The organism is Niallia circulans (assembly GCF_007273535.1).
GTDB classification, from domain to species: Bacteria; Bacillota; Bacilli; order Bacillales; family Cytobacillaceae; genus Niallia; species Niallia circulans_B.
This window is the reverse complement of sequence record NZ_RIBP01000004.1, coordinates 2,117,049-2,144,037: the sequence shown is the minus strand read 5'-3', so window position 1 is coordinate 2,144,037 and position 26,989 is coordinate 2,117,049. Positions and strand designations below refer to the sequence as shown.

The 26,989-nt window shown below is 39.1% G+C and carries 28 protein-coding genes; 6 read left to right on the top strand and 22 right to left on the bottom strand.

The genetic code is table 11. The features are described from left to right. Positions 1 to 5: 5 nt before the first annotated feature. Together CEQ21_RS18430 and CEQ21_RS18425 are read right to left on the bottom strand one after the other, a co-directional pair. On the bottom strand, positions 6 to 866 hold the full coding sequence (locus tag CEQ21_RS18430; protein ID WP_185765774.1) for a M50 family metallopeptidase: 861 nt from the start codon (positions 864 to 866) through the stop codon (positions 6 to 8). Continuing rightward, positions 859 to 1,635: a M23 family metallopeptidase gene (locus tag CEQ21_RS18425; RefSeq protein ID WP_185765773.1), complete on the bottom strand. Its 777-nt coding sequence runs from the start codon at positions 1,633 to 1,635 to the stop codon at positions 859 to 861. The genes CEQ21_RS18430 and CEQ21_RS18425 overlap by 8 nt, the downstream gene beginning before the upstream one ends. Positions 1,636 to 1,860: 225 nt before the next feature. Between CEQ21_RS18425 and CEQ21_RS18420 the strand changes: the two genes are divergently transcribed. Together CEQ21_RS18420 and CEQ21_RS18415 are read left to right on the top strand one after the other, a co-directional pair. Then, positions 1,861 to 2,472: a DedA family protein gene (locus tag CEQ21_RS18420; protein WP_185765772.1), complete on the top strand. Its 612-nt coding sequence runs from the start codon at positions 1,861 to 1,863 to the stop codon at positions 2,470 to 2,472. Positions 2,473 to 2,538: 66 nt separating this feature from the next. Further along, positions 2,539 to 2,910 carry an iron chaperone gene (locus tag CEQ21_RS18415; RefSeq protein ID WP_185765771.1) on the top strand — a complete coding sequence of 124 codons (372 nt, stop codon included), beginning with the start codon at positions 2,539 to 2,541 and terminating at the stop codon, positions 2,908 to 2,910. Positions 2,911 to 2,949: 39 nt separating this feature from the next. On the opposite strand, the gene minD is transcribed toward CEQ21_RS18415, so the two are convergent. The 20 genes from minD to CEQ21_RS18315 form a co-directional block, all read right to left on the bottom strand. Next, positions 2,950 to 3,753 carry a septum site-determining protein MinD gene (gene minD, locus CEQ21_RS18410; protein WP_127737279.1) on the bottom strand — a complete coding sequence of 268 codons (804 nt, stop codon included), beginning with the start codon at positions 3,751 to 3,753 and terminating at the stop codon, positions 2,950 to 2,952. Continuing rightward, on the bottom strand, positions 3,746 to 4,432 hold the full coding sequence (gene minC / locus CEQ21_RS18405) for a septum site-determining protein MinC (protein WP_185765770.1): 687 nt from the start codon (positions 4,430 to 4,432) through the stop codon (positions 3,746 to 3,748). The genes minD and minC overlap by 8 nt, the downstream gene beginning before the upstream one ends. A 220-nt stretch (positions 4,433 to 4,652) precedes the next feature. Beyond that, entirely contained in the window at positions 4,653 to 5,165 is a 513-nt protein-coding gene (mreD, locus tag CEQ21_RS18400) for a rod shape-determining protein MreD (protein ID WP_185765769.1), read from the bottom strand. Continuing rightward, a complete protein-coding gene (gene mreC, locus CEQ21_RS18395; protein WP_185765768.1) occupies positions 5,162 to 6,040 on the bottom strand; it encodes a rod shape-determining protein MreC in 879 nt (292 codons plus the stop codon). Before mreC ends, mreD begins: the two co-directional genes overlap by 4 nt. 21 nt (positions 6,041 to 6,061) lie before the next feature. Continuing rightward, a complete protein-coding gene (locus CEQ21_RS18390) occupies positions 6,062 to 7,084 on the bottom strand; it encodes a rod shape-determining protein (RefSeq protein ID WP_127737271.1) in 1,023 nt (340 codons plus the stop codon). Between the two features lie 154 nt (positions 7,085 to 7,238). Beyond that, positions 7,239 to 7,922, bottom strand: coding sequence for a RadC family protein (gene radC, locus CEQ21_RS18385; RefSeq protein ID WP_185765767.1), 684 nt, complete (start codon positions 7,920 to 7,922; stop codon positions 7,239 to 7,241). Positions 7,923 to 7,982: 60 nt separating this feature from the next. Then, a complete protein-coding gene (locus tag CEQ21_RS18380; protein ID WP_185765766.1) occupies positions 7,983 to 8,564 on the bottom strand; it encodes a Maf family protein in 582 nt (193 codons plus the stop codon). A 278-nt stretch (positions 8,565 to 8,842) separates the two neighbouring features. Further along, positions 8,843 to 9,934: a hypothetical protein gene (locus CEQ21_RS18375; protein ID WP_185765765.1), complete on the bottom strand. Its 1,092-nt coding sequence runs from the start codon at positions 9,932 to 9,934 to the stop codon at positions 8,843 to 8,845. Between the two features lie 105 nt (positions 9,935 to 10,039). Beyond that, complete coding sequence (locus tag CEQ21_RS18370; RefSeq protein WP_185765764.1) at positions 10,040 to 10,498, bottom strand: prepilin-type N-terminal cleavage/methylation domain-containing protein; 459 nt, start codon at positions 10,496 to 10,498, stop codon at positions 10,040 to 10,042. Next, entirely contained in the window at positions 10,488 to 11,249 is a 762-nt protein-coding gene (locus CEQ21_RS18365; protein ID WP_185765763.1) for a kinetochore Spc7 family protein, read from the bottom strand. Before CEQ21_RS18365 ends, CEQ21_RS18370 begins: the two co-directional genes overlap by 11 nt. Beyond that, entirely contained in the window at positions 11,246 to 11,881 is a 636-nt protein-coding gene (locus tag CEQ21_RS18360) for a fimbrial assembly protein (RefSeq protein ID WP_185765762.1), read from the bottom strand. Before CEQ21_RS18360 ends, CEQ21_RS18365 begins: the two co-directional genes overlap by 4 nt. Positions 11,882 to 11,883: 2 nt before the next feature. Further along, complete coding sequence (gene pilM / locus CEQ21_RS18355) at positions 11,884 to 12,864, bottom strand: type IV pilus biogenesis protein PilM (protein WP_185765761.1); 981 nt, start codon at positions 12,862 to 12,864, stop codon at positions 11,884 to 11,886. Positions 12,865 to 12,876: 12 nt separating this feature from the next. Continuing rightward, the gene (locus CEQ21_RS18350; protein WP_185765760.1) at positions 12,877 to 13,629 is read right to left on the bottom strand and encodes a prepilin peptidase; all 753 of its coding nucleotides are present in this window, start codon (positions 13,627 to 13,629) and stop codon (positions 12,877 to 12,879) included. Between the two features lie 14 nt (positions 13,630 to 13,643). Beyond that, positions 13,644 to 14,066, bottom strand: a complete 423-nt coding sequence (locus CEQ21_RS18345; protein WP_185765759.1) for a prepilin-type N-terminal cleavage/methylation domain-containing protein — start codon at positions 14,064 to 14,066, stop codon at positions 13,644 to 13,646. A gap of 115 nt (positions 14,067 to 14,181) precedes the next feature. Continuing rightward, the gene (locus CEQ21_RS18340; RefSeq protein ID WP_185765758.1) at positions 14,182 to 15,387 is read right to left on the bottom strand and encodes a type II secretion system F family protein; all 1,206 of its coding nucleotides are present in this window, start codon (positions 15,385 to 15,387) and stop codon (positions 14,182 to 14,184) included. Beyond that, positions 15,374 to 16,426: a type IV pilus twitching motility protein PilT gene (locus tag CEQ21_RS18335; RefSeq protein WP_185765757.1), complete on the bottom strand. Its 1,053-nt coding sequence runs from the start codon at positions 16,424 to 16,426 to the stop codon at positions 15,374 to 15,376. The genes CEQ21_RS18340 and CEQ21_RS18335 overlap by 14 nt, the downstream gene beginning before the upstream one ends. Positions 16,427 to 16,437: 11 nt before the next feature. Then, complete coding sequence (locus tag CEQ21_RS18330) at positions 16,438 to 18,099, bottom strand: GspE/PulE family protein (RefSeq protein ID WP_185765756.1); 1,662 nt, start codon at positions 18,097 to 18,099, stop codon at positions 16,438 to 16,440. A gap of 20 nt (positions 18,100 to 18,119) precedes the next feature. Beyond that, entirely contained in the window at positions 18,120 to 19,493 is a 1,374-nt protein-coding gene (locus CEQ21_RS18325; protein ID WP_185765755.1) for a G5 domain-containing protein, read from the bottom strand. A 21-nt stretch (positions 19,494 to 19,514) separates the two neighbouring features. Then, on the bottom strand, positions 19,515 to 20,291 hold the full coding sequence (locus CEQ21_RS18320) for a PRC-barrel domain-containing protein (protein WP_185765754.1): 777 nt from the start codon (positions 20,289 to 20,291) through the stop codon (positions 19,515 to 19,517). A 24-nt stretch (positions 20,292 to 20,315) separates the two neighbouring features. Next, on the bottom strand, positions 20,316 to 21,662 hold the full coding sequence (locus tag CEQ21_RS18315; RefSeq protein ID WP_185765753.1) for a hypothetical protein: 1,347 nt from the start codon (positions 21,660 to 21,662) through the stop codon (positions 20,316 to 20,318). 155 nt (positions 21,663 to 21,817) lie between these two features. Between CEQ21_RS18315 and CEQ21_RS18310 the strand changes: the two genes are divergently transcribed. From CEQ21_RS18310 to CEQ21_RS18295, 4 genes are all read left to right on the top strand, one after another. Beyond that, entirely contained in the window at positions 21,818 to 22,315 is a 498-nt protein-coding gene (locus tag CEQ21_RS18310; RefSeq protein WP_127737239.1) for a type IV pilus modification PilV family protein, read from the top strand. Then, entirely contained in the window at positions 22,299 to 22,871 is a 573-nt protein-coding gene (locus CEQ21_RS18305) for a PulJ/GspJ family protein (protein WP_127737237.1), read from the top strand. Before CEQ21_RS18310 ends, CEQ21_RS18305 begins: the two co-directional genes overlap by 17 nt. Before the next feature lie 11 nt (positions 22,872 to 22,882). Beyond that, on the top strand, positions 22,883 to 24,931 hold the full coding sequence (locus tag CEQ21_RS18300; RefSeq protein ID WP_185765752.1) for a hypothetical protein: 2,049 nt from the start codon (positions 22,883 to 22,885) through the stop codon (positions 24,929 to 24,931). 130 nt (positions 24,932 to 25,061) lie between these two features. Beyond that, positions 25,062 to 26,620, top strand: a protein-coding gene (locus CEQ21_RS18295) for an IS3 family transposase (RefSeq protein WP_235907135.1) whose coding sequence is annotated in 2 segments (ribosomal slippage) — positions 25,062 to 25,713 and positions 25,713 to 26,620 — 1,560 coding nt in all. Because the reading frame shifts where the segments join, the coding sequence is not laid out codon by codon here. Positions 26,621 to 26,989 lie beyond the last annotated feature (369 nt).

Here is a 26,989-nt window from a genome sequence, read left to right as displayed (position 1 = left end):
CACACTCACCGGTACAGTAAATCACTAACTTTAGCTGTCACAAGCTTTTCAGCAAAATAGGCGTGAAGCACTTCATTCTCATCTAAAGAGTGATTCACTTTCCCCTTCTTTAACACGATTGGATGCTTGCAGCCACGCTGAAACCGTTCAAGCACATGAACCAAAAGCTCTTCTTCTTTGACCTCTATCGGCATCAGCTTTCTGAGTTCATTTGTTTTCCCATAATATCTTTCCAGTAAAAACCGGAGGAATATATAGCGCCTTTGCTTCCACTCATAAAAAAGCGAGAACCATAAAAACAGCAAAATAATCCATGCATTAAGATTTGTTGGCATATATAAAAGGATGGCACCTAAAAACAAAAGGGTACCAGTTAAGGACAAAAGCAGTGTTATTTTATGGGCAGCCGGAAAGGACTTTTTTAAGGATAAAAACAAAAACAGAATCTTTCCCCCATCCAACGGCCAAATAGGAAGTAAATTAAAACAAAAAATCATCAGATTAAATTCTAAAAAAGACTGAAAAAGGTATTCGGACATCAACCCTTGTTCATAGGCGATATAGCCTAATGCAACCATCCATATATGCTGCAGTGGTCCAGCAATCGTTACAATTGCTTCCTCTTTTAACGGTCTATTACCATGCTCATCCATTTCCGCCACACCACCGAAAGGAAGCAAAGCAATTCGTTTAATTCTCCATGAAAAGTGAGCCGCAGCGAGTGCATGCCCTAATTCATGCACAAGGATGATAAGCAAAAGCAAGCATAATTCATAAAAATGGGCGGTTATTACGCCTATGCCAATAACAGCCCATAAGAATGGATGAATATAAATGGATTGAAATACACGAAGATACTTATTCAAACTCGATCACCTGAATGGGATCGATAAAATCATCATCTTTTTTTATAGCAAAATAGAATAAGCCAAGTGTTTCATTTGTTCCATAGCCTGAAGCTAAACCGACCTTGGTGCCTTTTTTGACAGCTTCGTAAATTCTTACATCAACCTCTTCCAAATTGCCATACCAAGATTCGCTTTTATCACTATGCTGTATTACCACGGTGTTTCCAAACCCCTCTTTCTCCCCTATGAATGTAACCGTCCCTTCATTCAATGCCTGCACTGTCGTATCAATGCCTGTCTCAATTGCAACCCGTTGTCCTGTATCAGCAAAATCTTCTAAAATTTTCCCAGAAGCAGAAAGGGCATATTGCTGTAAAGGACTGTCATCTGCAGGTTCTTCCTCACCAGCCTTTGTTGGTAAGAAGGCAAGCGGCTTGCCAAACTGGTCCTCATACCAATCAGACACAAAGGCAAAATTGAATTCTTGATTCATTGCTTGTCTAATTGATGATTCCGCTGTTTGGAGGGTAGGAGATTGATTTCTCACAATAATCGCCACTGCTAAAAACAAAACAGCTGCACCTAGTATTTTTAATAGGAATAAATCCTTGCGGAATAGTGGATGAAAATCATCCTTATTTTCATTATCATAATGGAAGGTATTGTGGTCGTTAGATTCTTCTTCATCATTCCAAAGAATCCGTCTCTCCACATTTTTCTGCATTCTTTCGCGCTCTCTTTTTCTTTTTTCAATTCTTCTCCTGATTTCATCTGCCCGTGAACTCAAAAGTCTCTCCTCCCCCAATACCTTGTCCTAATAGTCTTATTCTATGAATCATTTAAAACAAGTATGACAACAGCGTGTAAATTTATGTACTTCTATTATTCTCATGTTAATATTGGCAATTTCGTCACTACTTTTGCTATTATTAAAGTAATACTGTTTATGGATAATATTTGTCCTTATGAGAAAGGGCAATTCACATAATCGTTAAACCAAAAGGAGGTCTTTATGGAAAATTGGATTACAAACACGATGGAGGAATTCGGTTATATCGGGATATTATTATTGATAACAATTGAAAATATCTTTCCTCCCATCCCATCAGAAATCATCCTAACATTCGGCGGTTTCATGACAACCTATACAGATATGACTGTTTTTGGTGTTGTTGCTGTGTCGACAGTTGGATCTATTTTGGGTGCAGTCATCCTTTATTGGATCGGAACACTTTTAAACATGGAAAAGATAGAGAGTATAGTAGATAGATGGGGACATATTATAAGATTGACTAAAGAAGATGTACATAAAGCAAACGGCTGGTTTGACAAATACGGTTACTGGACTGTTTTTTTCTGTCGTTTTATTCCGCTTATTAGAAGCTTAATTTCTCTGCCTGCTGGAATGGCAAAAATGAATTTCGGTATCTTCCTTGTATTAACAACACTTGGTACGCTTATTTGGAACTATGTACTGATTCGAATCGGCGCTGCTGTTGGTTCATCATGGGAATCGATCGTTGAATATATGGATATTTACTCCAATATTATTTATGTAGTGATTGCACTTGCTATCATTGTTATCCTTTTCTTGTATATTCGCAAACGCCTTACAAAATCATAATAAAGGCTATCCCTCTGTTTTAAGGAGGGTGCTGTAAAAAAAGCTAATTTCTAGCAGGAGGAACTAATGGAAGCATTCGCAGAATATTTAGAGAAAATTGATAACCCGCTGCATCGGGAACGGACAGAAGCGGTTTTAAGTTGGGTTGCAGAGAACTATCCAAATCTAGGCGCAAAAATAGCATGGAAGCAGCCAATGTTTACAGACCACGAAACATTTATTATCGGATTCAGCATTGCTAAACACCATTTAGCAGTTGCTCCTGAAAAAATCGTCATTGAACGTTTTTCCAATGATATTAAAGAATCCGGTTATGATCACACGAAAGAATTAGTGCGCATCAAGTGGGAAAAACCAGTAGATTTTTCTCTGTTGGCAAAAATGATTGAATTTAATATTGCCGATAAGGCAGACTGTACTACTTTCTGGCGAAAATAAAAAACTGCCGACAACCTTTCCAGTTGTCGGCAGTTTTTTTTATTTCGCTCCGAAGAACATTTTTATACGGGCAAACATGCCTTTTGATTCTTCTTCTAAATGTTGAAGCGGAACTGTTTCACCTAGAATTCTTCTGGCAATGTTTCGGTATGCAAGTGATGATTTGCTGTTTGGATTAAGCGCAATCGGTTCACCGCTGTTAGATGCTTTTATTACTTCATCATCATCTGCAACTATTCCAAGCAAGCCAATGGATAGATGGGATGTTACTTCATCAATATCAAGCATGTCACCGTTTTTCATCATATGATTTCTAATACGGTTAATAACTAACATCGGAGATTCGATATGATCTTCTTTTTCAAGTAGGCCAATAACTCTGTCTGCGTCCCTGACAGATGATACTTCAGGTGTTGTTACGACAATTGCTTTATCTGCACCAGCAACAGCATTTTTATAGCCTTGTTCGATTCCTGCCGGGCAATCAATAATAATATAATCGTAATCCTGTTTAAGCTTAAGGACAAGCTCCTTCATCTGCTTCGGATGCACTGCCGTTTTATCGCTTGTTTGTGCAGCAGGCAGCAAGTATAATAAATCATCAAATCTTTTATCCTTAACAAGCGCTTGATGAATTTTGCATCTTTCCTCCACAACATCCACTAAATCATAGATAATTCTATTTTCAAGTCCCATAACAACATCAAGGTTACGCAGACCTATATCTGTATCTATTAAACATACTTTTTTCCCTTGCAATGCAAGAGCAGTTCCGATATTAGCACTCGTGGTGGTTTTCCCGACACCACCTTTTCCAGATGTTACAACAATAGCTTCACCCATTATTTTGTCCCCCTTCCAATTTTGTCAAATTCGGTCTTAGATGTGTTAACACTTGTAATCTATCAATCATAATTTCACTGTTATCCACATATGCGCATTCCATATCCCGTTTGTCTTTTTCAGGATACTCATCAGGCGCTCTCGTTATCAATGTATTGATGCGAAGCTGTGTCGGCCTCATAACAGATGCAGCGACAATCGCCTTCTCATTTCCATTCACACCTGCATGTGCCACACCTTTTAAGCTGCCCATTATATAGATATTGCCTCCTGCGACTACCTTACCACCAGGATTGACATCACCAATCAGCAATAAATCGCCTGGAACCTCCAATACCTGACCAGAACGAACGATACTAGCAACGGATACAATCTCGTTTTCCTGCGCAATTTGTTCCGCTTCTGACTTTGTAATAATATTGCTGTTTATATCTTGGACAGAGAGATTCTTTTTAGATTGAATCGCCTCGATAAGCTCTTCTTTCTGATTCTCTGTTATGTATCTATTGCCAAGCTCAACATTAACTGTAATATTCTGTTTCTCCCCGTGCATGCTTGAGCTTTCACGAAGCTTGTCCTCAAGCTCCCTCATCATGTCTTCATAGGAACAGTTATCATGGAGATGAAGGCTTAAGCCACTTTTTGTCCCCTTAATGGTTACTAACTGCTTTCTTTTCATTTCAAGATGTTCACCTCTGCTAGAAAAAGGAATAATCCTTATCTGTCTATCTAAAAAAAGTCTTGTTCCTGCTATATATTCGACAAAAGTAAATAAAAATCCTCTTTAAAACAATGCAAAGAATTGAAAAATGATGACAATACTAGAAAAATCCCTTCCCATAAAGCAAAAAAAACACTTTATGGAAAAGGGTTATTTCATTAACATTCGCATACAGTTCTCAATCCTTGCTTTCTACAGCATACTTTTCAAAAATACGCTTATAAGGGTATGCAGCAATCACAAGAAAAATCGCGTTCAATATCAATGTTGGGACAAGACGTAGTTGGAGAAAATAAATAAATTCCATACTTGTCAAATGAATAAGAAAGTTAATTTCATACACGATCATCTCTAAAATAGTAATACCTAGTAATGATATGACGGAAACCACCAGCAAATTTGCATGCAGCACCTTCATTATTTTACTGCATATGTAGATAGTGAAGGGGAACACAAAGAAATATATCCCAAGCACTTCCGTATATACAACGTCAACGAGCAACCCAAAAACAAAGGCATAAATTATCGCAGCATTACGATTTGCATAAATGGAGAAAAAGAAAATAGTAATAATCAAAAAGTGCGGCACTAAAATATGATTCGAAAACAAATCTCCAGGCAGCAGTTCTACAAATATGCTTTCGAGAATGAACATGAAAGCAATCAGACAGCCGATAAGAAACTTTCTCATTCGTCGTCCTCGCTGCTTTCTCTTTTTACAATAAGAACATGCTCTATATCATAAAAATCTGCTGCTGGCTCAATATAAGCTTTCTTCGCTAAGCCATATTCATCCGACTCTACCTTAACTACTTTACCAATAGCCAAATCTGGCGGGAAAACTCCTCCTAAGCCTGATGTTGAGACAATTTGTCCCTTTTTCACCTCAAGGCCGTCAGGAACTTCCTCCCATGTCATAATTAGGTTTTTTGATTCCTTATCATAATCTTCAATTAGACCAAAAACAGAAGTCTTTTTGGTTTTTTCTTTGTTGTTTTCATCCTTTTGAATATAAGCGGAAATTCTGTTTGTTGGATCTTCTGAACTCAACAGCTGGACAGTTGCAGTTCCTGTGCTAACGGATTTAATCTTACCGATTAGCCCAGCTGAAGTGATAACTGCCATGTCTTTTTCCACACCATCGTTTTTGCCTCTGTTGATTGTAATCAATTCATTCCATTGATTAGGGTCTCTGCTGACAATCGTTGCCTTAAGTAGCTTCTTATCATTTAAAGAAGGATACTCATCAACAATTTTCTGCAACTCTTCATTATCCTTTTGCAAGCCTTGAACCTGTGCTTTCAAAAGTCCGTATTCTTCAATTTTGGCTTTTAATTCTTTATTTTCTTGATATGTATCTTGCAAGTCTTTTACATTATCAATGACACCTGCCACATAATGGACAGGCCTTGAAACTAGGGTTTGCACCCAGCCGGTCGTGTCTTTGATGAACTGCTCCGGCCAGGTAAGCTTTGAACGGCTTAAGGAAAACCCTATCAATGCCACGAGAATAATAATGCTAACAAGCAAAATAATTAATCGTTTATTCATGAAAAACTGTGGCATGACAAAACACCTCTAAAGGAATTATCGTGAATCTTTTGCTTTGTTTTTAAACAGGTGGATATGGTCAAGGGCTTTCCCAGTTCCAGTTGCCACACAGTCTAAAGGATCCTCTGCAATTACGACAGGCATTTTAGTCTCTTCACTGATAATCTTGTCTAAATTGCGAAGAAGTGCACCGCCTCCCGTAAGAACGATACCTCTGTCCATGATATCTGCAGCAAGCTCAGGAGGAGTTTTCTCCAACGTAACCTTCACTGCATCAACGATAGCCGCAACTGTATCTTTCAAAGCGATTGCTATTTCTTCCGCCGTGATTTTGATTGTTTTCGGAAGACCAGTTAACAAGTCTCTACCGCGGATATCCATGTTTTCTATTTCACCAGGGCTTCCAGCACTGCCAATTTCGACTTTGATGCTTTCAGAAGTTCTTTCCCCGATCATCAGGTTATACGTCTTGCGAATATAGTTTACGATTGCATCATCCATTTCATCCCCAGCGATGCGGATTGATTGGCTTGTAACAATACCGCCCAATGAAATGATTGCCACTTCGGTTGTACCTCCACCAATGTCAACAACCATGCTACCTGTTGGTTCCCAAACAGGAAGGTTAGCTCCAATTGCCGCAGCGAACGGCTCTTCAATCGTGTACGCATCACGAGCACCAGCCTGGCGTGTTGCGTCAATTACAGCTCTTTCTTCAACTGCAGTGATACCAGAAGGCACACAAACCATTACATAAGGCTTACCAGAGAAATAACCTTTGTTCTTAGTAGCTTGCTTAATGTAATATTTCATCATAGTAGCTGTTGTTTCGTAATCAGCAATAACCCCATCCTTCATTGGTCGAAGTGCAACGACATTTCCAGGTGTTCTACCGATCATGTTTTTCGCATCATTACCGACTGCAACAATGCTTTTTGTATCTGTCTGCAGGGCAACAACAGATGGTTCTCTTACGACAATGCCCTTCCCTTTCACATAAACTAGTGTGTTTGCTGTTCCTAAATCAATTCCAAGGTCTCTTGTTCCAATTCCAAACATAATGTATCTCCCTTTCTGAAACTATGTGCTAATTTTTAAGCAGGTAGATTTTCTCCTTGTTATCATAATCATATATTTTTTGTCATATTCAGACATATTTAGGCAAAAAAATCATAAACATTATTATATCTTAAATATGGATAAAAGAACAGTATCATATATATCCTTTCTCCTTTAAACTTACAAATTTATTTTCCCCAATAATGATATGATCGAGTAAATCTATCCCGATGATCTTGCCGCTGTCTGCCAGCCTTTTTGTTACTTCCACATCCTCCCTGCTTGGCGAGGGATCACCGGAAGGATGGTTGTGCAGGCAGATAATGGAAGCTGCTGAGCGCTTTATCGCTTCCTTATATACTTCCCTCGGATGAACGATACTGGCATTCAAGCTGCCAATAAAGATTGTCTGCTTATGCATGACGATATTTTTTGTATTGAGGTACAAGCAGATAAAATGCTCCTGTGACAGGAATCTCATTTCATCCATTAAGTATTTGGCCGCATCCTCAGGGGAACGAATGGCATACCTGTCCTTAAAGGCAAGCTTTGTAACACGTCCGCCAAGCTCTAATGCTGCCAAAAGCTGAAGTCCTTTCGCCGTTCCAATACCCTTGATTGCCTTTAGCTCATCTAATGTTGCATCCTTCAAGGTTCTCAGCCCATTGAAGTGATGTAGCAGTCTGTTTGCAACATCCAAAGCCGATTCATCTTTTGAACCTGTTTGGATCAAAATAGCAATCAGCTCCTGATTTGTTAAGCTTTCAGCACCCATTTGCATAAAACGTTCTCTGGGACGCTCCTCTTTCGGGAAATCCTTAATTAAAATAGAGTCCATGCTTATATTATCCTCCTATCACCTATTCTATGAAGAATGGAGATGGGGGAGTTCACCTATTTAATGAGGCATATCAAATCCAAGTGCCCGTAATTCACGGATAGTCCTGGATATCGGCAGTCCAACCACCGTAAAATAATCTCCTTTGATTTCTTTCACCAAAAGTCTGCCAACTCCTTGAATGCCATAGGCACCAGCCTTATCAAACGGTTCCCCGGTGTCGAGATATGCGTTTATTTCTTCATCTGTCAATTCCCAGAACAGAACATTAGTTTTTTCATAAAAAACGGTATGTTTTCCATTTGCCGAGATGGATACACCTGTGTAAACAGCATGCCAAACCCCGGACAGTCCCTTTAATGTTTGGAATGCCTCTTCTCGGGAAGCGGGTTTCCCAAGGACATTTCCATTATGGTATACAATTGTATCCGCACCTAAACAATAGCTTTCAGGGTTCGCCTTTGATACGGCATCTGCCTTTCTTCGGGCCAACTCGATCACTATCTCTTCAGGTGCAAGGGACTTGTCAAAACTTTCATCCGCATCACTACTGGAAACTTCAAAAGATATATGAAGATCTTCAAGGAGCGCTTTTCGTCGAGGAGAAGATGAGGCTAATATGAGGTTTTTTTTCTTAGACATAATTCCACCAACCTAACATTTCATAATGGGAGATACAAACTTATCCTATCAAAGAATACAGGCAGTTACAATTTTGATTGATAATTTTTTAACAAATAGTAAATGAAATGTAACAGTATGTAATTTGTAGAAATATATCGAAAATTCCCTTTGACTTCTCCTTACTTAATCTGACGTAAACACCATGTATTTAGTTTCAAATAGTTACAAAATCCTCAATAAAAATAAAAATAAAGGAAGCAAACGCTTCCTTTATTATTTCCCAGGTAATATAAAGTTTATGAGCCAATTTCGACATAGTTTGCCAAAAAAGCTAAAAGTGCCTTTTGAACTGCTTCCTGCTTGGCTGCACCACCGTCTTTGGAAAGCGCTGCAGCCCCTGAGACACTGCCTGCAAGATTTTCGGCTGCATTCTTAACTGCTCCGTCTTTAAAATCACTAATTTTTAATTTATCTAGCGCACTTTGCTGCTCTTCTAGTTTTTTTACAGTATCGGCTGAAATAGAACCGTCAGCATATGCACTCGTTAATGCACTGCTTGCGGCACTGTAAATTTCAGGTGCAGCATCTAAAAACTGCTTTTCTGCCTCACTGACCTTTCCTGCATCTCCGCCAGCAAAGATCATTTCCTTTGCATAAGGGGAAGGAGCGACTCCGTCTGCTTCTTTATCTGTTTTTAGGGTTTTGGCACTGTCCAAATCAGCAGCTACCCCTAAGTAGATTGCTGTTTTCCCGTCTACTGGCACTTTTTGTGCAATGATTCCTTTATCTGAAAGCTTGTTAAATTCGCTATCTGCAGACGCCTTTGTCGTATAAACACCATACTGAACGACAAACGTACTAATTTCCCCTTTAGTAGCGGCAATGGTTCCAGAAGCGGCTTGTTCCTTGCTGTCAGTCCCAGCGGCTTGTGTTGGGGCTGCAGAATTATTGACGGCATTCGCTGTCTTATCTGTATCGACCATTTTCAGCAGCACAAAACCGAAGCCTGTCCCTAATACAATCGCAAAAAACACAGCAAAAAAAATCGATGCAACCATTCCCTTTGATAGATTTCTTTTGCTGCCTTTCTGCATTTTTTTTGGAAGCTTGCCTTGCTTTTTATTTGGGGCTTGCTGCAATTGAAATTCCTTTATGTCGTCGGACTCATCTTCATTTGGAAGAATCCAGTCAAAGCTTTCGTCTTCAATCGCTTCACTTCCTGCCGCAACCTCCTCCACAGATCTGTCAGGCAGAGGATTTGCAGTCTCACTTTTTTTACTGTCCTTTTGTTCAGCAGACTGCATCTTTGATTCCTTATTTTGGAACGGACGGTCTTTTCCGTTGATTTTTATAGTAATCGTTTTGCGGCTCTCCGGCTTTTCAGTCACTCGTCCTACCTCCATTTACTAGTTTTGTTCATCCTATCATACTAGCAAAAAAAAATAACAAGACTTTTGTCGTCTTGTTATAGAATGATTTCGTCAAATTCAGTTTTAATTAGACAGTATTAGACTTGTTTTTAAATCCTTATACTGAATCGCTTGTTCTTCGCCTTCATTTGTGCAAAGATTTCGTTTTTCGCCTTTTATACAAACAGCAATTGTCTCGTTACTATAAATTGTCACATAGCTGTCATCAGAAGGAGGCATGATGTTATCTGTATCAGGATCATTGAATTTACTCATATATCCATTATCAACAAGCTCTTTATAAGTAATGCGCTCATTGGCTCCATTTCCACTTGTTGTTGCCTCTTTAATATAAAAATCGGCAGCTTCCTTCATATTCCATGCATTTGCAACAAAGGATTTGTCTCTCATGTCATGGATCACCTTAATGACAGAAGGAACAGCAATTGCGGCAATAATACCTATAATGACAATGACTGCAAGCAGCTCGACAAGGGTTAAACCTTTATCATTTAATCTAGGAATTAATTTCTTAATTGTCATTTTCCTCTGTAGACACCCCTGCAAATGGGTTCTTCCTGTCTGCTGAAGCAGGGCTTTCCATTGATGGCAAGTCATTGATCAAGTCTTCCAACTCTGGATAATAGTATATGGATAATGTCATCTCGAACTCAATTTTCTGATCGTTATCTTCTACTTCCATAACTTCCTTCGTTCCAGTGATTTTCAACGAATCAATATCCATAATCCGTTTAGAGGACTGAAGCTGCTCTAACAGTTTCTCCAGGTCGAAATAGGTGTTTGCCTCTCCTAAAATATTGATGGTTGTTTTTTTGATGCCGTTTGGCAACGTTGTTTCAGCGTCTGCTGCCTTTTCATCACTTGCTTCGCTGTCTGACTTATTGGCATCATCTATCGCTTTATCAGCTGTTGTCAAATCTTCCTCCGTAACTGTTTCATCCGAGTCTGTGCCATTCAGCTTTATTTCGATTAGATTTGTGTCTGAAATAATTTCTGCTTTTTCTATTTGCAAAAGGGCTTGTTCAAGCAATCGTTTCACAGGCACCTGCTGCTGAAGCTGAACAGTGCTAGTTTTTGTGCTTTCTTTTGCCGCTTTAATTTTCGAATCAAGAATGGAAACCTGCTGTTTAACAAGCTGCAGCTCCGTTTCCTTCGTATTTACATTGGTAGAAAGTGGCTGCAAGTATGCATAATACGTATAAGCACCTGCACCTAATATAATTACTGCACTTAGCAGGAACAAAAAAAGCGATCTGTTTTCGCTAAATCTCATGGGGAATCCTCCCCTTCATCTGTCTTTTGGGCTGCTTTTATTCCTGCAGCACTAAACATTATTTCATAGGTAGCATAGTATCTTGGCTCAATATCGCCTTCCTTAAGACTTTCAATTGCCTCGTCTATCTGGTCACTCACTTTACCTTCCAAAATATCTGTCGATTTGCTGTCAACAAGAACAGCCTCATCAACCCAGCTATATTGAAGGAGAGAGTTTAAATAGTATGCTGCAGCACTTTTTGTGTCGAACTGGACATTAAGCGTGACTTTTTCCTTTTCGCTCACTTCCAGCTCTTGAATGAAGCCTCTATCAGGTAAAATTGCCGTAAGCTGTTTTAGTATAAAGACATTATCGACCTTTTGCTCCTCCGCCCAAGTAATCGCCGTTTTCAAATCTTTAGCAGAGTCGGATTCTTCATAATTTTTTAAGCTTGCCTGTGAAGATTCTGCAATTTTATTGTTAAGAACAAGGCTTTCCTCGACCGAATCCAACTTTTTCTTGTCATTGGTGTACTGCCAAAAAAACAAGCCTGCAAGCAATGCTGCAAGTCCTGCTGCTGCGAGGACCCATGCGAGCATGGCTGATTTCTTAGGCTCTTTTTTAGGTAGGAGGTTAATTTCTACAAGCATGGTTACACCTCTTTTAATCCTAAACCAATGTTGACATGTATACTTGTTGGTATAGGCTCATCATTCAAACTCGGGCCGAACCCCTTCATCTGCTCTGCATTATCAAACCTTTCCTTTAATTGGTCTATAATGCCAGAAAGCCAAGGGTGGTCTCCTGTAATCACCAGTTTTTTCACTTGCTTATCTCCCTTGTTGAGAGTATAGCGGTAGAAGCTCATTACTTTTTCCAGCTCTTTATATATATCATCTAATCCATTCCAAACATCTACATTGTCACCATTGTAAACAAGACCTGGGCCGTTACTTGCCTGCACCCATTTATCATTGTCTGCTTCAATGTTTAAGTGGCGCATGAAGAGTGGATGATGATCTTCGAAAATACTGATATTAACTGTTTTTAAGTCAACTTCGATAATCATGACCCCATCGTTTTCTGGTGTCTTGTTTGTATGGTGATAGTAGCGATAAAGAGCCAGCGCGGAAATATCAGCAGCGGCAGGCTTTAGCTTCACTTCATCAAGAATTTCCGCTAAATCAGCGATATTATTTTCCGGTGCCGCAAATAAAATAATTTGTTTTTTATTTTTGTCTTTTTCTTTTAATAAATGATAGTCAAAAACAGGATTCTCAAATGGCAAATGAATGGATGTCCCTAATTCCATATATAAGTAGCCTTTAATTTCATCAGGTGTCACATCTTCTGGAATCGAAATCTTCCGAATAACGACAGATGAATCAGGAACAAGGAAGCGGACTTGTTTTTTGGCAATTTTCCATTCTTGTATGCACTCTTCCATTATCATCGAAAAGGTCTCTACATCCTGGATCGCACCATCATGAATCAGACCTGCCGGCAAGTAGCGTTCGCCCCAGCTTTGGACAGAGGTTTCATGGCCGTTCTTTAACTCTGCATAACGGATGACATGATCTTTTACTGTTATATTGACAAATTTACTTTTTCCTAGGTTAAATCGAATAGCCATTATCCCTGCTCCTTAAAGAAATACATTCATATACCAATTAATTAGGTCATTACCATAAAAGTAGCTGACAAGCGCGCCGATCACAATAAATGGTCCGAACGGAATCGGTTTGCTTTTTTTTACTTTGCCTGTATACATGCCAATAAGGCCGCCTGCCGTGCCAAACAAGGTGGAAAGGAAGAAAGTAAGCAGGACCAGCTTAACGCCAAGGACGAGGCCAAGCACTGCAAACAACTTAATATCTCCGCCACCCATGCCGCCTTTGCTGACGACAGCAATCACATATAAAAGGACAAAGCCGACAGCTGCTCCCAATAAGCTGTCCCACCATGGGTCAAGCTGAATAAACACTCTTTCTGCCAAAAGCAAGGTACCGAAAAACAACAGCACCTTATCTGGAATAATCATATAGGTTATATCGGAAACAGTGATGATCATCAATAAAGAGATGAACGTCCATGCTACAAAAAGCTCTGCTTCCCAGCCAAGAAAAATAGGGCATAAAACAAAAAGAACACCTGTTAAAAGCTCAAATATAGGATATAAGGGGGAAATCGATGCCTTGCAGCATCTGCATTTCCCCCTTACCAACATATAGCTTAAAACAGGTATTAATTCTAGCGGTGTTAATGTATGCCCGCAATTCGAACAATGCGATCTTGGCCTAACAATCGATTTCTTCAATGGAACCCTGAGCCCAACGACGTTGTAAAAGGAGCCTAGTGTTATTCCGTATAGGAAGATTAGTAGGTAGATCTTATACATTATGTTTACCTCGATTATTCGTCTATTGTATTGTCATCGCCATCTCTTTCAGCAGCATTAATACCTGCTAAAGTAGCGTTTTTGAATTCTATAGTTATGTTTCCTTTTTCTCCATTACCAGTAAATGTTAATCCATTTGTTCCAACAATTACGTCATAACCTTCATCAAATGTTGTAACATTTTCAACATATTGGTCTAATTGCTCTTCTGTTAATGTTCCTGTAGTGTAATCATTTGATGAAACATAAGTCTGTGCACCGTTCAAGATTTGAACCGCATCTGCTTTAACTGCATCAAATCTAGAATTCTTAATAATATTCGCAATGCTAGGAATAGCGATTGCTGCGATGATACCAAGGATAACGATAACTGCTAATAGCTCGATAAGCGTTAGTCCCTTTTCATTTTTAATATGTTTTTTTAATAATTGACCCATTATATTTGTCTCCTCTTTAGAAAGGTATTTTTGTTTGGTTGTGTACAACCTATTGCTATTATACTAGATAAGCAGATTTATGCATATAGTTATTTTAAGGAAAAAGTCCTATTTTTTATTGAACGTGGTTGAATATCTCAAACATCGGTACCATGATGGATGTGACAATAGTTCCAACGATGCCTGCAAGCAGGACGATCATGATTGGTTCGATTAAGGACTTTAGTCTGTCTGTTGCGCTTTCGACTTCTCTTTCGTAGAAATCGGCGACCTTTGAAAGCATTGCATCAAGAGAACCTGTTTCTTCCCCGATGGCTATCATTTGCGTGACGAGCGGCGGGAAGACCCAGTGTGCCTTCATTGGAGTTGTCAGAGATTGTCCTTGCTCCAATGCGCTTCTTGACTTGATAAGCACCTTTGACATCACTTCATTTTCAATAACACTTTCAACAATGGCAATTGCCTGTAATATCGGCACAGAGCTTGAAAACAGGGAGCTTAACGTTCTTGTCATTCTTGCCAATGCTGCCTTTTGCAGAATTTTCCCGAATATTGGTATCCGTAAAAGGAAGTAGTCCAAATAGTATTTTGATGCTTTATTATTTCGAACGACAAGAATGCCGACGACAAATCCAATCATCAATAGAACAATTAGCCACCAAAATACTTGCATAAATTCACTTGCATTTAAGACGAATTGGGTGATTGCCGGTAATTCACCGCCAAAATCCTTGAACATATCCACAAATGTCGGCACAATGCTGACAAGCAAAAAGATAACAACGACAATGGCTATGATGGCTATTGCTATCGGATACGTTAGTGCTGAAACAATCTTCTGCTTTGTAAAATGCTGTCTTTCATAGTGAACGGCAAGTCTTTCTAATGTTTCGTCCATGCTTCCACTTGCTTCTCCTGCACGGATCATGTTGACAAACATGCTTGAAAACACTTTACGATGCTTGCTCGCTGCTTGAGACAACGGATTTCCATCACGCAAATCCTGCTCAACTGCAAGCAATGCTTTTCGAAGCCCTTTGCTTTCCGTTTGCTGCGCCAAAATAGCAGTCGATTCAACAACAGAAATACCAGCTTTCAGCAATGTCGCAAATTGGCGTAAATATATAACAAAGTCTTGCAGCTTCACAGGACTGCCAAGGGTTAGCTCCTTTGTGAGCAAAGTCTCAGGAATTTCGTTCATTTCCATGACTCTTATTCCTTTTTCCTTCAGCTGCAGCATCGCATCACGTTTGGACTGTGCCGTAACGATGCCTGTTTTCTTACCTCTACGGTCTCTTCCCTCATATTTATAACGAGCCATTGCTTTGCTCCTCCTGTAAATATGGCAGTGCTGCTTCTTTTAATATCGCACCTTTTTGGACAAGCTCCTTCACATTGCTTTCTAATGTGTGCATGCCCGCGGCTCTTGATGTCTGCATGATATTCAAGATTTGGTGAATCTTTTCATTGCGAATCAAGTTGGCGACGGCTGCATTATTAATGAGAATTTCTGTTGCCGAAACCCTTCCTGATTTATCAGGTGTTGGAAACAGCCGTTGTGACACAATACTGACAAGAACAGATGCTAGCTGGATACGAATTTGATCCTGCTGGGATGGCGGAAATACATCAATAATACGGTTAATTGTTGCCGGTGCACTTGATGTATGAAGAGTACCAAGCACCAAATGGCCAGTTTCTGCTGCGGTTATTGCTGTTTGAATCGTTTCTAAGTCACGCATCTCTCCAACCAGAATAACGTCCGGGTCCTGTCTTAAGGATGCGCGCAAACCATTTGCGAAATTGTTCGTGTCAAACCCGACTTCACGCTGGTCAATGATGCATTTGCCATGCTTATGCAAATACTCAATTGGGTCTTCTAGTGTGATAATATGCTTTCTCATCGTATCGTTCATATAAGCAATCATCGCTGCAAGTGTTGTTGATTTACCGCTTCCGGTCGGTCCTGTTACTAGAATGAGTCCTTGCGGCTTTTCGCTGATTTTCTTCAAAATTTGCGGCAGCCGCAATTCCTCCAAGTTAGGAATCGATGTCGGCACTACCCTTATTGCCAAGGCAACGCAGGCTCTCTGCTTATATGTGTTGACCCGAAATCTGGAAACACCTGTTAAACTATAGGAAAAATCAAGCTCACCTTTTTCCTTAAACGCATCCCATAAATCCTCTGGAATCATTTCTTTTGCCATTTTCTCTGTATCTGCAGGGGTTAGACTTTCTTTCCCGTATCTTCTTAGCTCACCATTTATCCGCATGACAGGAGGAACTCCGACCGTCAAATGGATGTCTGAAGCTTTCAGCTCGAAGCCGACCCGAAGCAAATGGTCGATATTGTTATACACGTTAGTCCCTCCTAGTCAGGGATAGCTACACGAAGCACTTCTTCAGTTGTAGTAATTCCTTGTTTTACTTTTAATAAGCCATCATCAATCAAAAAGATTGTTTTTGCTTTAATCGCAAGCTCACGAAGCTTTATAAAGGACTCTCCATTCATGATGACACTTTTCATGTCATCATTTATAACTAGCACCTCATGAATAGCAACACGGCCTTTGTAGCCTGTCATATTGCAGGATGCACAGCCTCGGCCTCTTGCAACCTTATCAATAGATAATCCTCGTTTGGCGAAGATTTCCTTTTCTCTTATTGAAGCCGGATGAACCTCACCACAGTCTCTGCATACCTTTCTAACAAGGCGCTGTGCGACAATGCCACTTAGCGAGGATGCGACCAAAAACGGCTCGACTCCCATATCCAGCAAACGAGTTATAGATCCTAAAGAATCATTAGTATGAAGGGTGCTTAATACAAGATGTCCTGTCAATGAAGCTCTTACAGAAACTTCTGCTGTTTCTTTATCCCGTATTTCCCCAACCATAATGACATTCGGGTCCTGCCTAAGAATTGCACGCAGACCTGCGGCAAATGTCATCCCGACATTGCTGTTAACTTGTATTTGGTTAATGCCTTCCAACTGATATTCAACAGGGTCCTCGACCGTAATAATATTGACTTCCTCACTGTTTAAGCGATTAAGCGCCGCATACAATGTCGACGATTTCCCGGAACCTGTTGGCCCAGTTATTAACACGATTCCTGTCGGCTTTTCAATCATTTCAACAAAACGCCCAAAATTAACTTTATTAAACCCAAGCTTATTCAAGTCATTCAAGGCACTTCCTAAATCAAGAAGACGCATAACAACCTTTTCTCCATAAACTGTTGGCAATGTCGAGACACGCAAATCAATTGGATGGAAGTCCAAATTGATTTTGATTCTACCATCCTGAGGAATTCGGTGCTCGGTTATATCCAAATTCGCCATGATTTTAAGTCTTGCGATCAATACACTTTGCATATGCTTTGGAAGTACTCGTTCTACACGAAGCACCCCATCAACACGATAGCGGATAACAACCTTTGTTTCCTGTGGATCTATATGAATGTCACTTGCTTTTAATGTTGCTGCATTCGTCAGGATTTGGTTAACAAGTCTTACGATTGGCGAATCCTGCTCCATCATGCCGTCTGTTTGGCTTTCACCAATGTCATTTGGATCTGACAGCAATTCCTCAAAGCCTTCATCCATATCGTAGTATTTGTTTATCGCCCGCAAAATATCGTCCTTTGAGGCAATCGCTGTTTCTATTTGAAAGCCAGTGGACAGACGCAAATCATCGATTGTGTAGAAGTCCATCGGATCAGCCATTGCTACATACAGTTTTTCTCCATCCTTTTTCAGAGGGATAATCAGCTGTCTTTTCGCTGTTTCCTTTGAAACAATCGTAAATAATTTAGGGTCAAAAGGATATCGGTACAAGCTAACGTGTGGAATGCCTAATTGTAATTCCAATACTTCAATAAGCTGCTGCTCTGTGATGAATCCCTTTTGAAGCAAACTGTCACCAAGCCTTTGATCTGGATGCTTGTCTGTAAGTGCCTGCTGAAGCTGTTCCTCTGTCAGCAAACCAGCTTCCACTAACAAGTCTCCAAGTCGTTTTCGAATTTGTTTCATCCTAAATCCCTCCCTTTAAATTATTTTGTCGTTCCGCTGTCCGCAGTTTCTTCCGTATTATTTGTTGTAGTTGTAGTCTTGTCAGCATCTGTAGTGTCAGTCGATTTGTCAGTACTCTCTTCTGTGTCCGCTGCGCTTTCATCCGTTTCTGATGCTTCTGAGTCGGAATCTGTCGTTGCATTACTAGCTGACTCTTCTTCTGTACTGGTTTCATCAGAATCAATTGTCACGTCCTCTTCAACAAGGAGACTATGTGCAATCGCCTTATTAACTGGAGCATAAAAATCTTCACTAATTAATTCTTTTTTGACAATTTCCCCATTTTCGTTCTTAGACTCTCGATATACCTTTATATAAAGTCCATCGGCGCCCTCTTCTACGACCCTTGTTTCATTCAAACTTAAGCTAGGGTCAAACTGAAGGACCGTTTTTGGCGTAAATGTCTCTTTGTCAGATAAAAGCACTTTATAGTCATACAAGAATTTTGCCCCATTTAAGCTTACATACAGCTTGTTATTGACCATCTCAAACGAAAGTGTATATGTTTCTTCATTTGGATTATAGAAACGATAATCCATATTTTGTTTTTTATTCACTTTTGCTTCATAGCCTAGCTCAGCAAATGCAGGCAGGGTGTTGCTTAAATACCTTTCTGAAATGGTGAAATTCGTTGGCAAAATGCTAGTGTGAACCGCAGTAGCCACGATACTCAGCACTTTATCAGAATAGGCGTCACCATTGTTTTCCTTCATCCACTCGAGCAAGGAAATCGTTGTTTGCGGTTTTATCGTTATTGTAGGAAACTGCTTGACCCATTTTTTCAAACTGTTTTTCTGGTCATCAGTGTCCACTGTAGCCTCCGATAATTTGGCAGTCTTTTCATCCTTGCTGATTCTGTATTCATTTAAGTCGATCAATTGATTGCCAGATTGCAAGCTTGCCGCCATTCCTACTAAACTATCGTTTAAGCGAGACAAATAAAAAGCATTATCAGTTGTCAGTTCGGCAGATACAGATGTAAGAAAGCTCTCCATCTCTTGCAAGTCAAGGGAGACGATGACATTATTGTCAACCCCTTGTTTGATGGAGGCAACAGAATCCTTTAATTGAAAAGCAAATTGACTTAAATCAAAGTCTACGGTCTTTTCCTTGTATTTCAATTGAATCGTCGTGTTTTTCTCCCATTCTGACTGCTTTTCACTTAAAGCACTTAAGGCTTCCTGTTGGTTCATCCCAGAAACATCGATGCCAGCAATTGTTGTATGCTCTTCATATCCGTCATTACTCTGAAAAAGATTACTGTAAGCCTTTGTCCCGAACTGGGAAAAACTAAAAATAAAGGAAGTGGCGAACAAAATTGCGGCAAATAGCTTTGCAGCTTGGATGTTTTTCATGCAGTGTTTGCTCCTTTGTTATTAAGCTTCCACATTCATTGAAAGTTCAATTACTACGCTTGGTCCTGCTAGTTGAGCATTTTCAATATCCTCTAGTGACAGGACAGTACCTTTAGCAAGTAATAATTGGCCTTCATTTGTGTATATATCATTAACTACTTTCTTGTTAAGCAATAGCTCTACTTGTTTTTCCTTTAATGCTTGAAGACGTTCTGCCTCTTCCATATCCTTAAGGGAGGAAGCGGAAATCTCCTCTATTAGTTCCTCTGCTTCTACAGCTGTTTCTTGTGCGTACGCTTCTTCTTTAGGAGCAGCCACTTTAATGCTCGCAGATGCTTCTTCTTTTACAACGATGATGTCTTTACCGTATGTCAAAACAAGCTCAGCCTCAATCAACACTTCCTCATTCTTCACATCTGCCAGCAACGCTTTAATTTCACCGCCGTTGTCGTCATCCACCAAAAATTCGGTTACCTTGCCGATAAGCTCCCCTTTTCTAGTGATGACATTCGCGCCAATTATTGTAATCTGTTTATTCACTAGCTCACTGGCAATGGGAATCTCGTTTAAATCCATAATGGCATGAGCACTTTCTATCGTTACTGCATACTCACCGACACCAACTACCTTTTTGAAAGGAATAGCATCAACACTCTCTTGCCATTCTTCCTGTTCAATAGTCAAGAAATCAACAGATCCTTTTTCCGGGTTAACAATAAGAGAATGAACCTTTCCTTCTTGTTGTCCGTTTGAAATGCTGATAATTGGCAATCCTTTAATTTGTGCACTGTTTTTCATAATATCCTCACCTTATTCACATAATTATTTATTTAAATAGTTCTTTTCCATAAAGTTAAGCTGTTCTAAGATGATAGGCTCTCGTTCGTATTTCGTTTGCAACTGGGCAAAAAATGACTCCAGCTTAGAGTGCTCGTTTTGTTGTACGAAATGTTCAATCAATAAATTAGATATTGTGAAGTATTCGTGTAATGGCAATGTATCAGTTAGGCATTTCACCAAAATGGATTCGTACTCTTCCTTATCAAGCCTATTTTTCATCAGCTTCAATTGCATAAGCGTATTGTTAATCACTTGATGTGAGATAACATTAAGCGGAGCTTCCGCTTCCTCTGGCACACTGTCTGATTCATGAACTTCAAGATGTTCATTGCTTATTTCTTCTGTGTTGTCTTCTAAAATTCCATCCATTAATTCCATCATTGGCTCTGGTGTTTTGACTGGCTCTGACACGATGTCATCTGCCATAGCCTCCACATCTTCCAGCTCCAAATATTCCATCTCTTCCACCAGATTGGCTGCTTCCTGTTCTTGTATCTTGTCAGCAACAGTCCAATCTTCGTCGACAAGCTTTTCCTCTTCAAGATTGTCTGCTTGATCTTCCTCAAGACTTACTGCTGCTTCCTCGATATTTTCAAGTAAGGAAATATCGTATTCAGCAAGCCCTGCCTCCAACTCTTTCGGCTTGGTCTTTTGCAGGTCCTCTGTTTCTTTTGAAGACATCAGCCTTTCAAGCTCTTCCATATACGAATAGCTTTCTGACTGTTTATCTTCATCAGGTGTACTTTCTGTTTGTATTGGGAGAACATCTATTTCAGAAATCTCCTCATGCTCACTTTTTTCCTCTAGTATTATTTCGTCCACTTCTGCAAAAATATTAACATCTTCTTTAGCAGAAAAATCGGATTTCATAAATTCTTCCTCAACTGAAATAGCAGGAATGATTTCCTCTTCCTCTACAATCGTATTACTTTGGACAGCAAGTACTGGCTCCACTTCCATTTCCTCTACTAAAAAGGAGTCATTTTTACTTTCCATTTCCCAGCGATTCTTTTGTGGAACTGCCTGGTCTGCTGTTGCCAGCTCCCAATCCATTTCATCTTCCCATTCTTCTTCGTCTTCTTGGGAATCAAACATCATCTCTGAGGATTTTTTAATGAAAAGATAAGTAAATATAATTAAAAATAACAGCATGAAAAGCACCGTTTGCCACCATTCGAAAATTTTCTGTGTCAACAAGCCACAAACAGATGTAAACAATGCCGCGCCAATAATCCACCATTTTCCCTTTTTCGTAAACCCTAATGGCAGAAAATACACAATCGGCACAATTAATATAAGGGAAAAAAGGGCTAGAACATATGATATCATGACAAACCTCCTTAGACCAATATCCTAAATCCTAAAAAATCTACAGTTTTTTCTATTTTTCCAATACTTTAGCACTTATTTTCGACTTTTTTAGTCATTTTGCGACTAATAAATATTGTATAATAAGATTAGTAATTTTGAAAGCAGGGGAATATATGAAATTTTTTAAGATATTATCTAGTTCAAAAGGATTAACTTTAATTGAAGTACTTGTTTCCCTAACTATATTGAGCATTATTTTATTAGGTATAATGAACTTTTTTAATCAAGCCTATTCGTATACAAATTCTAATCAAAAAAAGACTGCAGCAGTAAACGTCGCCAGAAATGCTTTAACGTTTATGGAACAGTCTACAGGAACGAATTCATTTATAGCGATAAGAGAACGGTTAGAGAAAAATGAAAAATCCTCTGGAACTTTACAAATATGCAATAACGAATACAAGCTAATATGGAAGGGCGATGCTACACCTACAGACTGCAGCCCGGTAACGATTAATAATATTCCCTATCATGTTTCTATTGTTCCAACGCTGGACAAAAAGTATACAGACTATTTCATCCCTTTAACGGTTAAAGTTGATTGGAAAGTCAATAAGCGAGAATATACAACTTCTGTTGAGGGGGCAATTAAAAGTGAAGATCTTAGATGAAAAAGGGCTTACCTTGATGGAGGTACTTGCGGTTCTTGCCATAACAGCAATCGTATTGCCAGTTATTTATGGAGTTTTCCATACCGGAATAAATCTTTTTAATAAAATCCAAATTGAAGGTCAGATTCGTGATGATGCAGACTATGCCGTGTCAATGATGATGAATTCCTTTAACAGCACCCCTTTTGATTATGTACAAATGCAGGGAAAAAGTGTTCAACTCGTTGATTCCGAACAGACTGCAATTACAGAAAATCAAAAGGATAACTCTACTTTCTATTCTTACAGCAAAGCGAAAACAGACAAAACCACAACAAGATCAATTGAGTTTGTCCCAACTACAGTGGATGGTAAAACCATTACTTCTGTTTCCATTGATGGCAAAGCATTGGAAAGCAACGGAGATTTCAGCAATTCGGAGATAAAGCTGCAATGCAGCGAAACCGATAAAACAAATAGTGACACATGCCTTCATGGCGTCATATATGTCGACTTTGTTATCAATAACGAAAAACTTAACAAGCCACTAACACTAAAAAGCCAGTTTGGCTTTTAAGGAGAAATAATATGAACAAACTAAATGAACAAGGTAATGCGTTGCTTACTGTTCTGCTTGTGTCGATTGTATTTACAACGATTGGTCTCGCCATTGTCGCTTCTTCGATCAGCGGGGCAAAACGAGTTGAAACGCGAGAGTCAGATATTACCATCACCTTCGAGAGTAAAAAGGTACTAGATGAAATAACATCTACGATTGCCACAAGGCTTAATACACTTAATCTGAATATGGTAAAAAATTCAGACGGCACATACCGCGTAAATTCCTCCTTTCAAGGAGAACTGCAAAACAATGTGCTCATCCCAAGCCTGAATGATATTGTTAATAATGCAGACTATAATGCTTCGATCCAATGCTTAAGCATAGAGGACGTAAGTAACAACGAGGTCGTTTACTTAAAACCAAATAATGCAGAAACTGCATGTGATGAATCAACCGAGAAAAAGACTAGCTCCTATTCCATTAACCGAAATTACGACTATACAAGAGTGCTGGAAATAGTCCTTGTAACAAATAACCCAAATGAAAATGAAGGGGATGTCACGCGTACTTTAAAGAAAAAAATCATTTTATCACCATTGCCAAGCTTTCTAAAATATGCTGCTGGGTCAGCTTCAGAGGACAAGAACAGCGGACTTTTCCTAAATGGTTCTTCTAATATAAATGGTAATGCATTTGCCAACTATTTATCCATTTCAAACGATGCTAAGTACCAAGATCGTGCAGGTAATTCAAGAACAGTCGCTTCTCTCCCTCCTTCCGTTAACGGAGACTTCTACAGTACAGGAGCAGCTATCCTTGAAAAGTTAAAAAAAGATAATTTCTACAAAGAAGACGTTCCTGACTTAAAGCATGACAGTCAATTCATTAACATTAAGTATGATCAAACACTGATGGACCGTATTAATACGATGCTTAGTAAAAATGCTTTAACAACGACTGTTTCAACAACGACTGATGTTGCTAATCTTTCAGCAGTTCTCAAGAATGAAATCAGCACTAAAGTAACTGCGAAAGCTGCACAAACTGATATTGTCAAAACCGATACACAACAAGTTCCACAATCAGTGATAGGAGATTCCTTAGATAAGTTGGAAAATGGATTCACGATAGACAGCAAAACCGGTCCTATTACCTTTACTGACAATGTGCAAATTAATGGTGATGTTGTTATTAACAGCAGCAACTATCCCATCACATTTGAGAAGGACTTAATCGTTAACGGTAATCTGTATATTGTCAGCAATAAGGATATCTCCCTTCAAAATGTTCAAACAGCAGGTGATCTTCATCTCATTAACTTCGGAGGCAATGTTACTGCTTGGGCCGATTTGGTCGCTGCAGGCAAGGTTGTCATTGAATCAGATGCAGACACAACCACAAGCTTGGCATCGAATGGAGTTAAGCTGAATGGTGATATTTTCGCAGGTAAAACACTCAGCATCAGACCATTGAATACCAATATGGATCTGAACAGCAATATCATTAGCCTTGATGACTTTACTGTCAAGGGCGATGAGAAAGGTGAAGCAGATGGAGAAAATGACATCGTCCGTTTCAATTCTGTCGTTTACTCTAATGCCGAAAGCTTTATTTCTAACGTTAATATTATTGGATTACCGTACACAAACAAATCTAACAAGTCGGAAGAAGGTCAGTTGATTTTAATATCTAAAGACAGACTGACAATAACGCGAATGAATGAATTCAATAATTATTCTGACATGAACGAACCAAGCATTCCGTACTTGCCGATAGAAGAAAAGAACATTCAGCCATTAAAAGCCTTCTTCTATACAGAAAAGGATGCTGAATTATATGGTGTAGGTTCATTGTTTTATATTAAGGGCGGGATTTTCGCGAAAAATTCACTGGAGATTAATGCTATAAGAGCAAATAGAGCAGTTAATAGCATTGAAAATGTTCCTACGTCAAGTGAGAATAAAATGTCTAGATTTATTGTCGATTATGACCAGGACGTATTGTTGAAGGGGATTGATGCACTGCCAATCGTTGATCGCTTGCAGATTATACCAGATGATTTTGTTATACAGTAATCCTTTGGAGGCTGGGACATAAGTATGTGAACCATCGTAAAGACCGAACTACTTAATCAACTATGATAAGCTCCCCTATAGGTAGACAGGTTAAAAAATAAAATCTGGATACTATAGGGGAGTATTTTTTATGTCTCGAAAGTTTTACTCTGCAGAAGAAAAATATGAAATAGTGAAGGCGTTTGATGAATCACTTTCTTCACTTAAAGTGGCATCCATTTATAAAGTACATCATGCCACCGTTTTGGAATGGAAATATAAGTTTGATACCTTTGGCTTAGAAGGATTAAAGGAGTCTTCCGCATGGAAAAAATATTCGGAAGAACTAAAGTTATCCGCCATAAAAGAGTATTTGTCCGGTGGTTCTTCGATTCGTGAGGTTTCTAGAATGTATGAAATATCCCATCCCTCTGTCCTCAGAAGTTGGATTAGGAAGTATAATAGTCATAGTGAATTAAAAGATGCGTCACAAGAAAGGACGGGCTCTATGACTAATGAAAGCAAACTAACTTGGGAAGAACGATTACATATTGTACTTGATTGCTTGGGGAACGGAAAAAATTATCAAGAAGCAGCGGATACGTATCAAGTTTCTTATCAACAAGTTTATCACTGGGTAAAGAAGTATGAAGATGGCGGAGAAGAAGCGTTGAAAGATAGACGTGGTAAAAGGAAAGAGGAATCAAAGCTAACTCCAGAAGAAAAATTCAAGCTTCAAATGAAAAAGCTAGAAAGAGAAAATGAACGGTTGCGTGCGGAGAATTTGTATTTAAAAAAGTTGGAGGAGATAGAAAGGAGGAGAAAATAAAGCCTATCCGATTCGAGGATAAATATATCGCTATCCAGGAGCTTCATAGGGAAGAAAACATAAGTATTTCTTTACTTTGTGAAATAGTCAAAATAGCACGATCCGCCTATTATAAATGGCTGAATCGTCTCCCTACTTCCCAGGATTTACTGAATGAAAAAATCATAAAAGAAATGAAGATTCTTCATGAAAAAGTGGATAGTACCTTCGGTTATCGTCAAATGACGCTTCACATGAATAGACAGTTTAAAGAGAAACTTAATCATAAAAGAATCTATCGACTAATGAAAGTGGCGGGCTTACGCTCGATTATCCGCATCAAGAAGAAACGTTATAAACACTTTACTCCTAAACAGGTGGCGGAAAATAGACTAAATCGAGAATTTACTGCGGAGAAACCAAATGAAAAATGGGTTACAGATGTAACGGAATTTAAGTATGGCCAATCAAGGAAGGCTTATTTAAGTGCAATTCGTGACCTTTATGATGGCTCCATTGTAAGTTTTGTTATAGGACATTCCAATAATAATAGACTTGTATTTAAGACGCTAGACCAAGCAACTGCACTATTATTAGAGGAGGAACATCCACTTATCCATAGTGATCGTGGGTATCAATATACCTCCAAAGGATTTAAGCAAAGGATAGATGCGGCGAAAATGACGCAGAGTATGTCAAGAGTTGGTCGGTGTATTGATAATGGACCGATGGAATCTTTTTGGGGAACACTGAAATGTGAGAAGTATTATATACATAAATATAAGACATTTGAGGAACTTGAACATGCGATAGAGGAGTATATTCATTTTTATAATTATGAAAGATATCAAAAACGATTAAACGGCTTAAGCCCTATGGAATATAGAGCTCAAGCTGTTTAAATCTTTTTTATTATTTCAACTGTCTACTTGACAGGGGGCATTTCACTATTGATTAAATGGTTCGGTTTTTTTGTTTTTCAGTTTTAATACAATAATTAGAAATCTTGGTGGCATGGAGCGGAGGTCACTCGACTCCTGCGGGAAATAGAGGACGCTTTAGACCCCGCAGGCCAAGACGATGAATCTCAAGCTTTCCCCGCGAAAAGCGATTGGGTGCGGCGCAATGAAACGAACTAACTATTTAGTCACAACCTTCATTTTCAAATTTAGATGTAATTTTATTATTCGCGTTTAGAAAGGTTATCTTTTGATTTGTCCCAGTCTCTTTTTTATCCATATAAAAAAGGGATGCTTATAAGCATCCCTTTC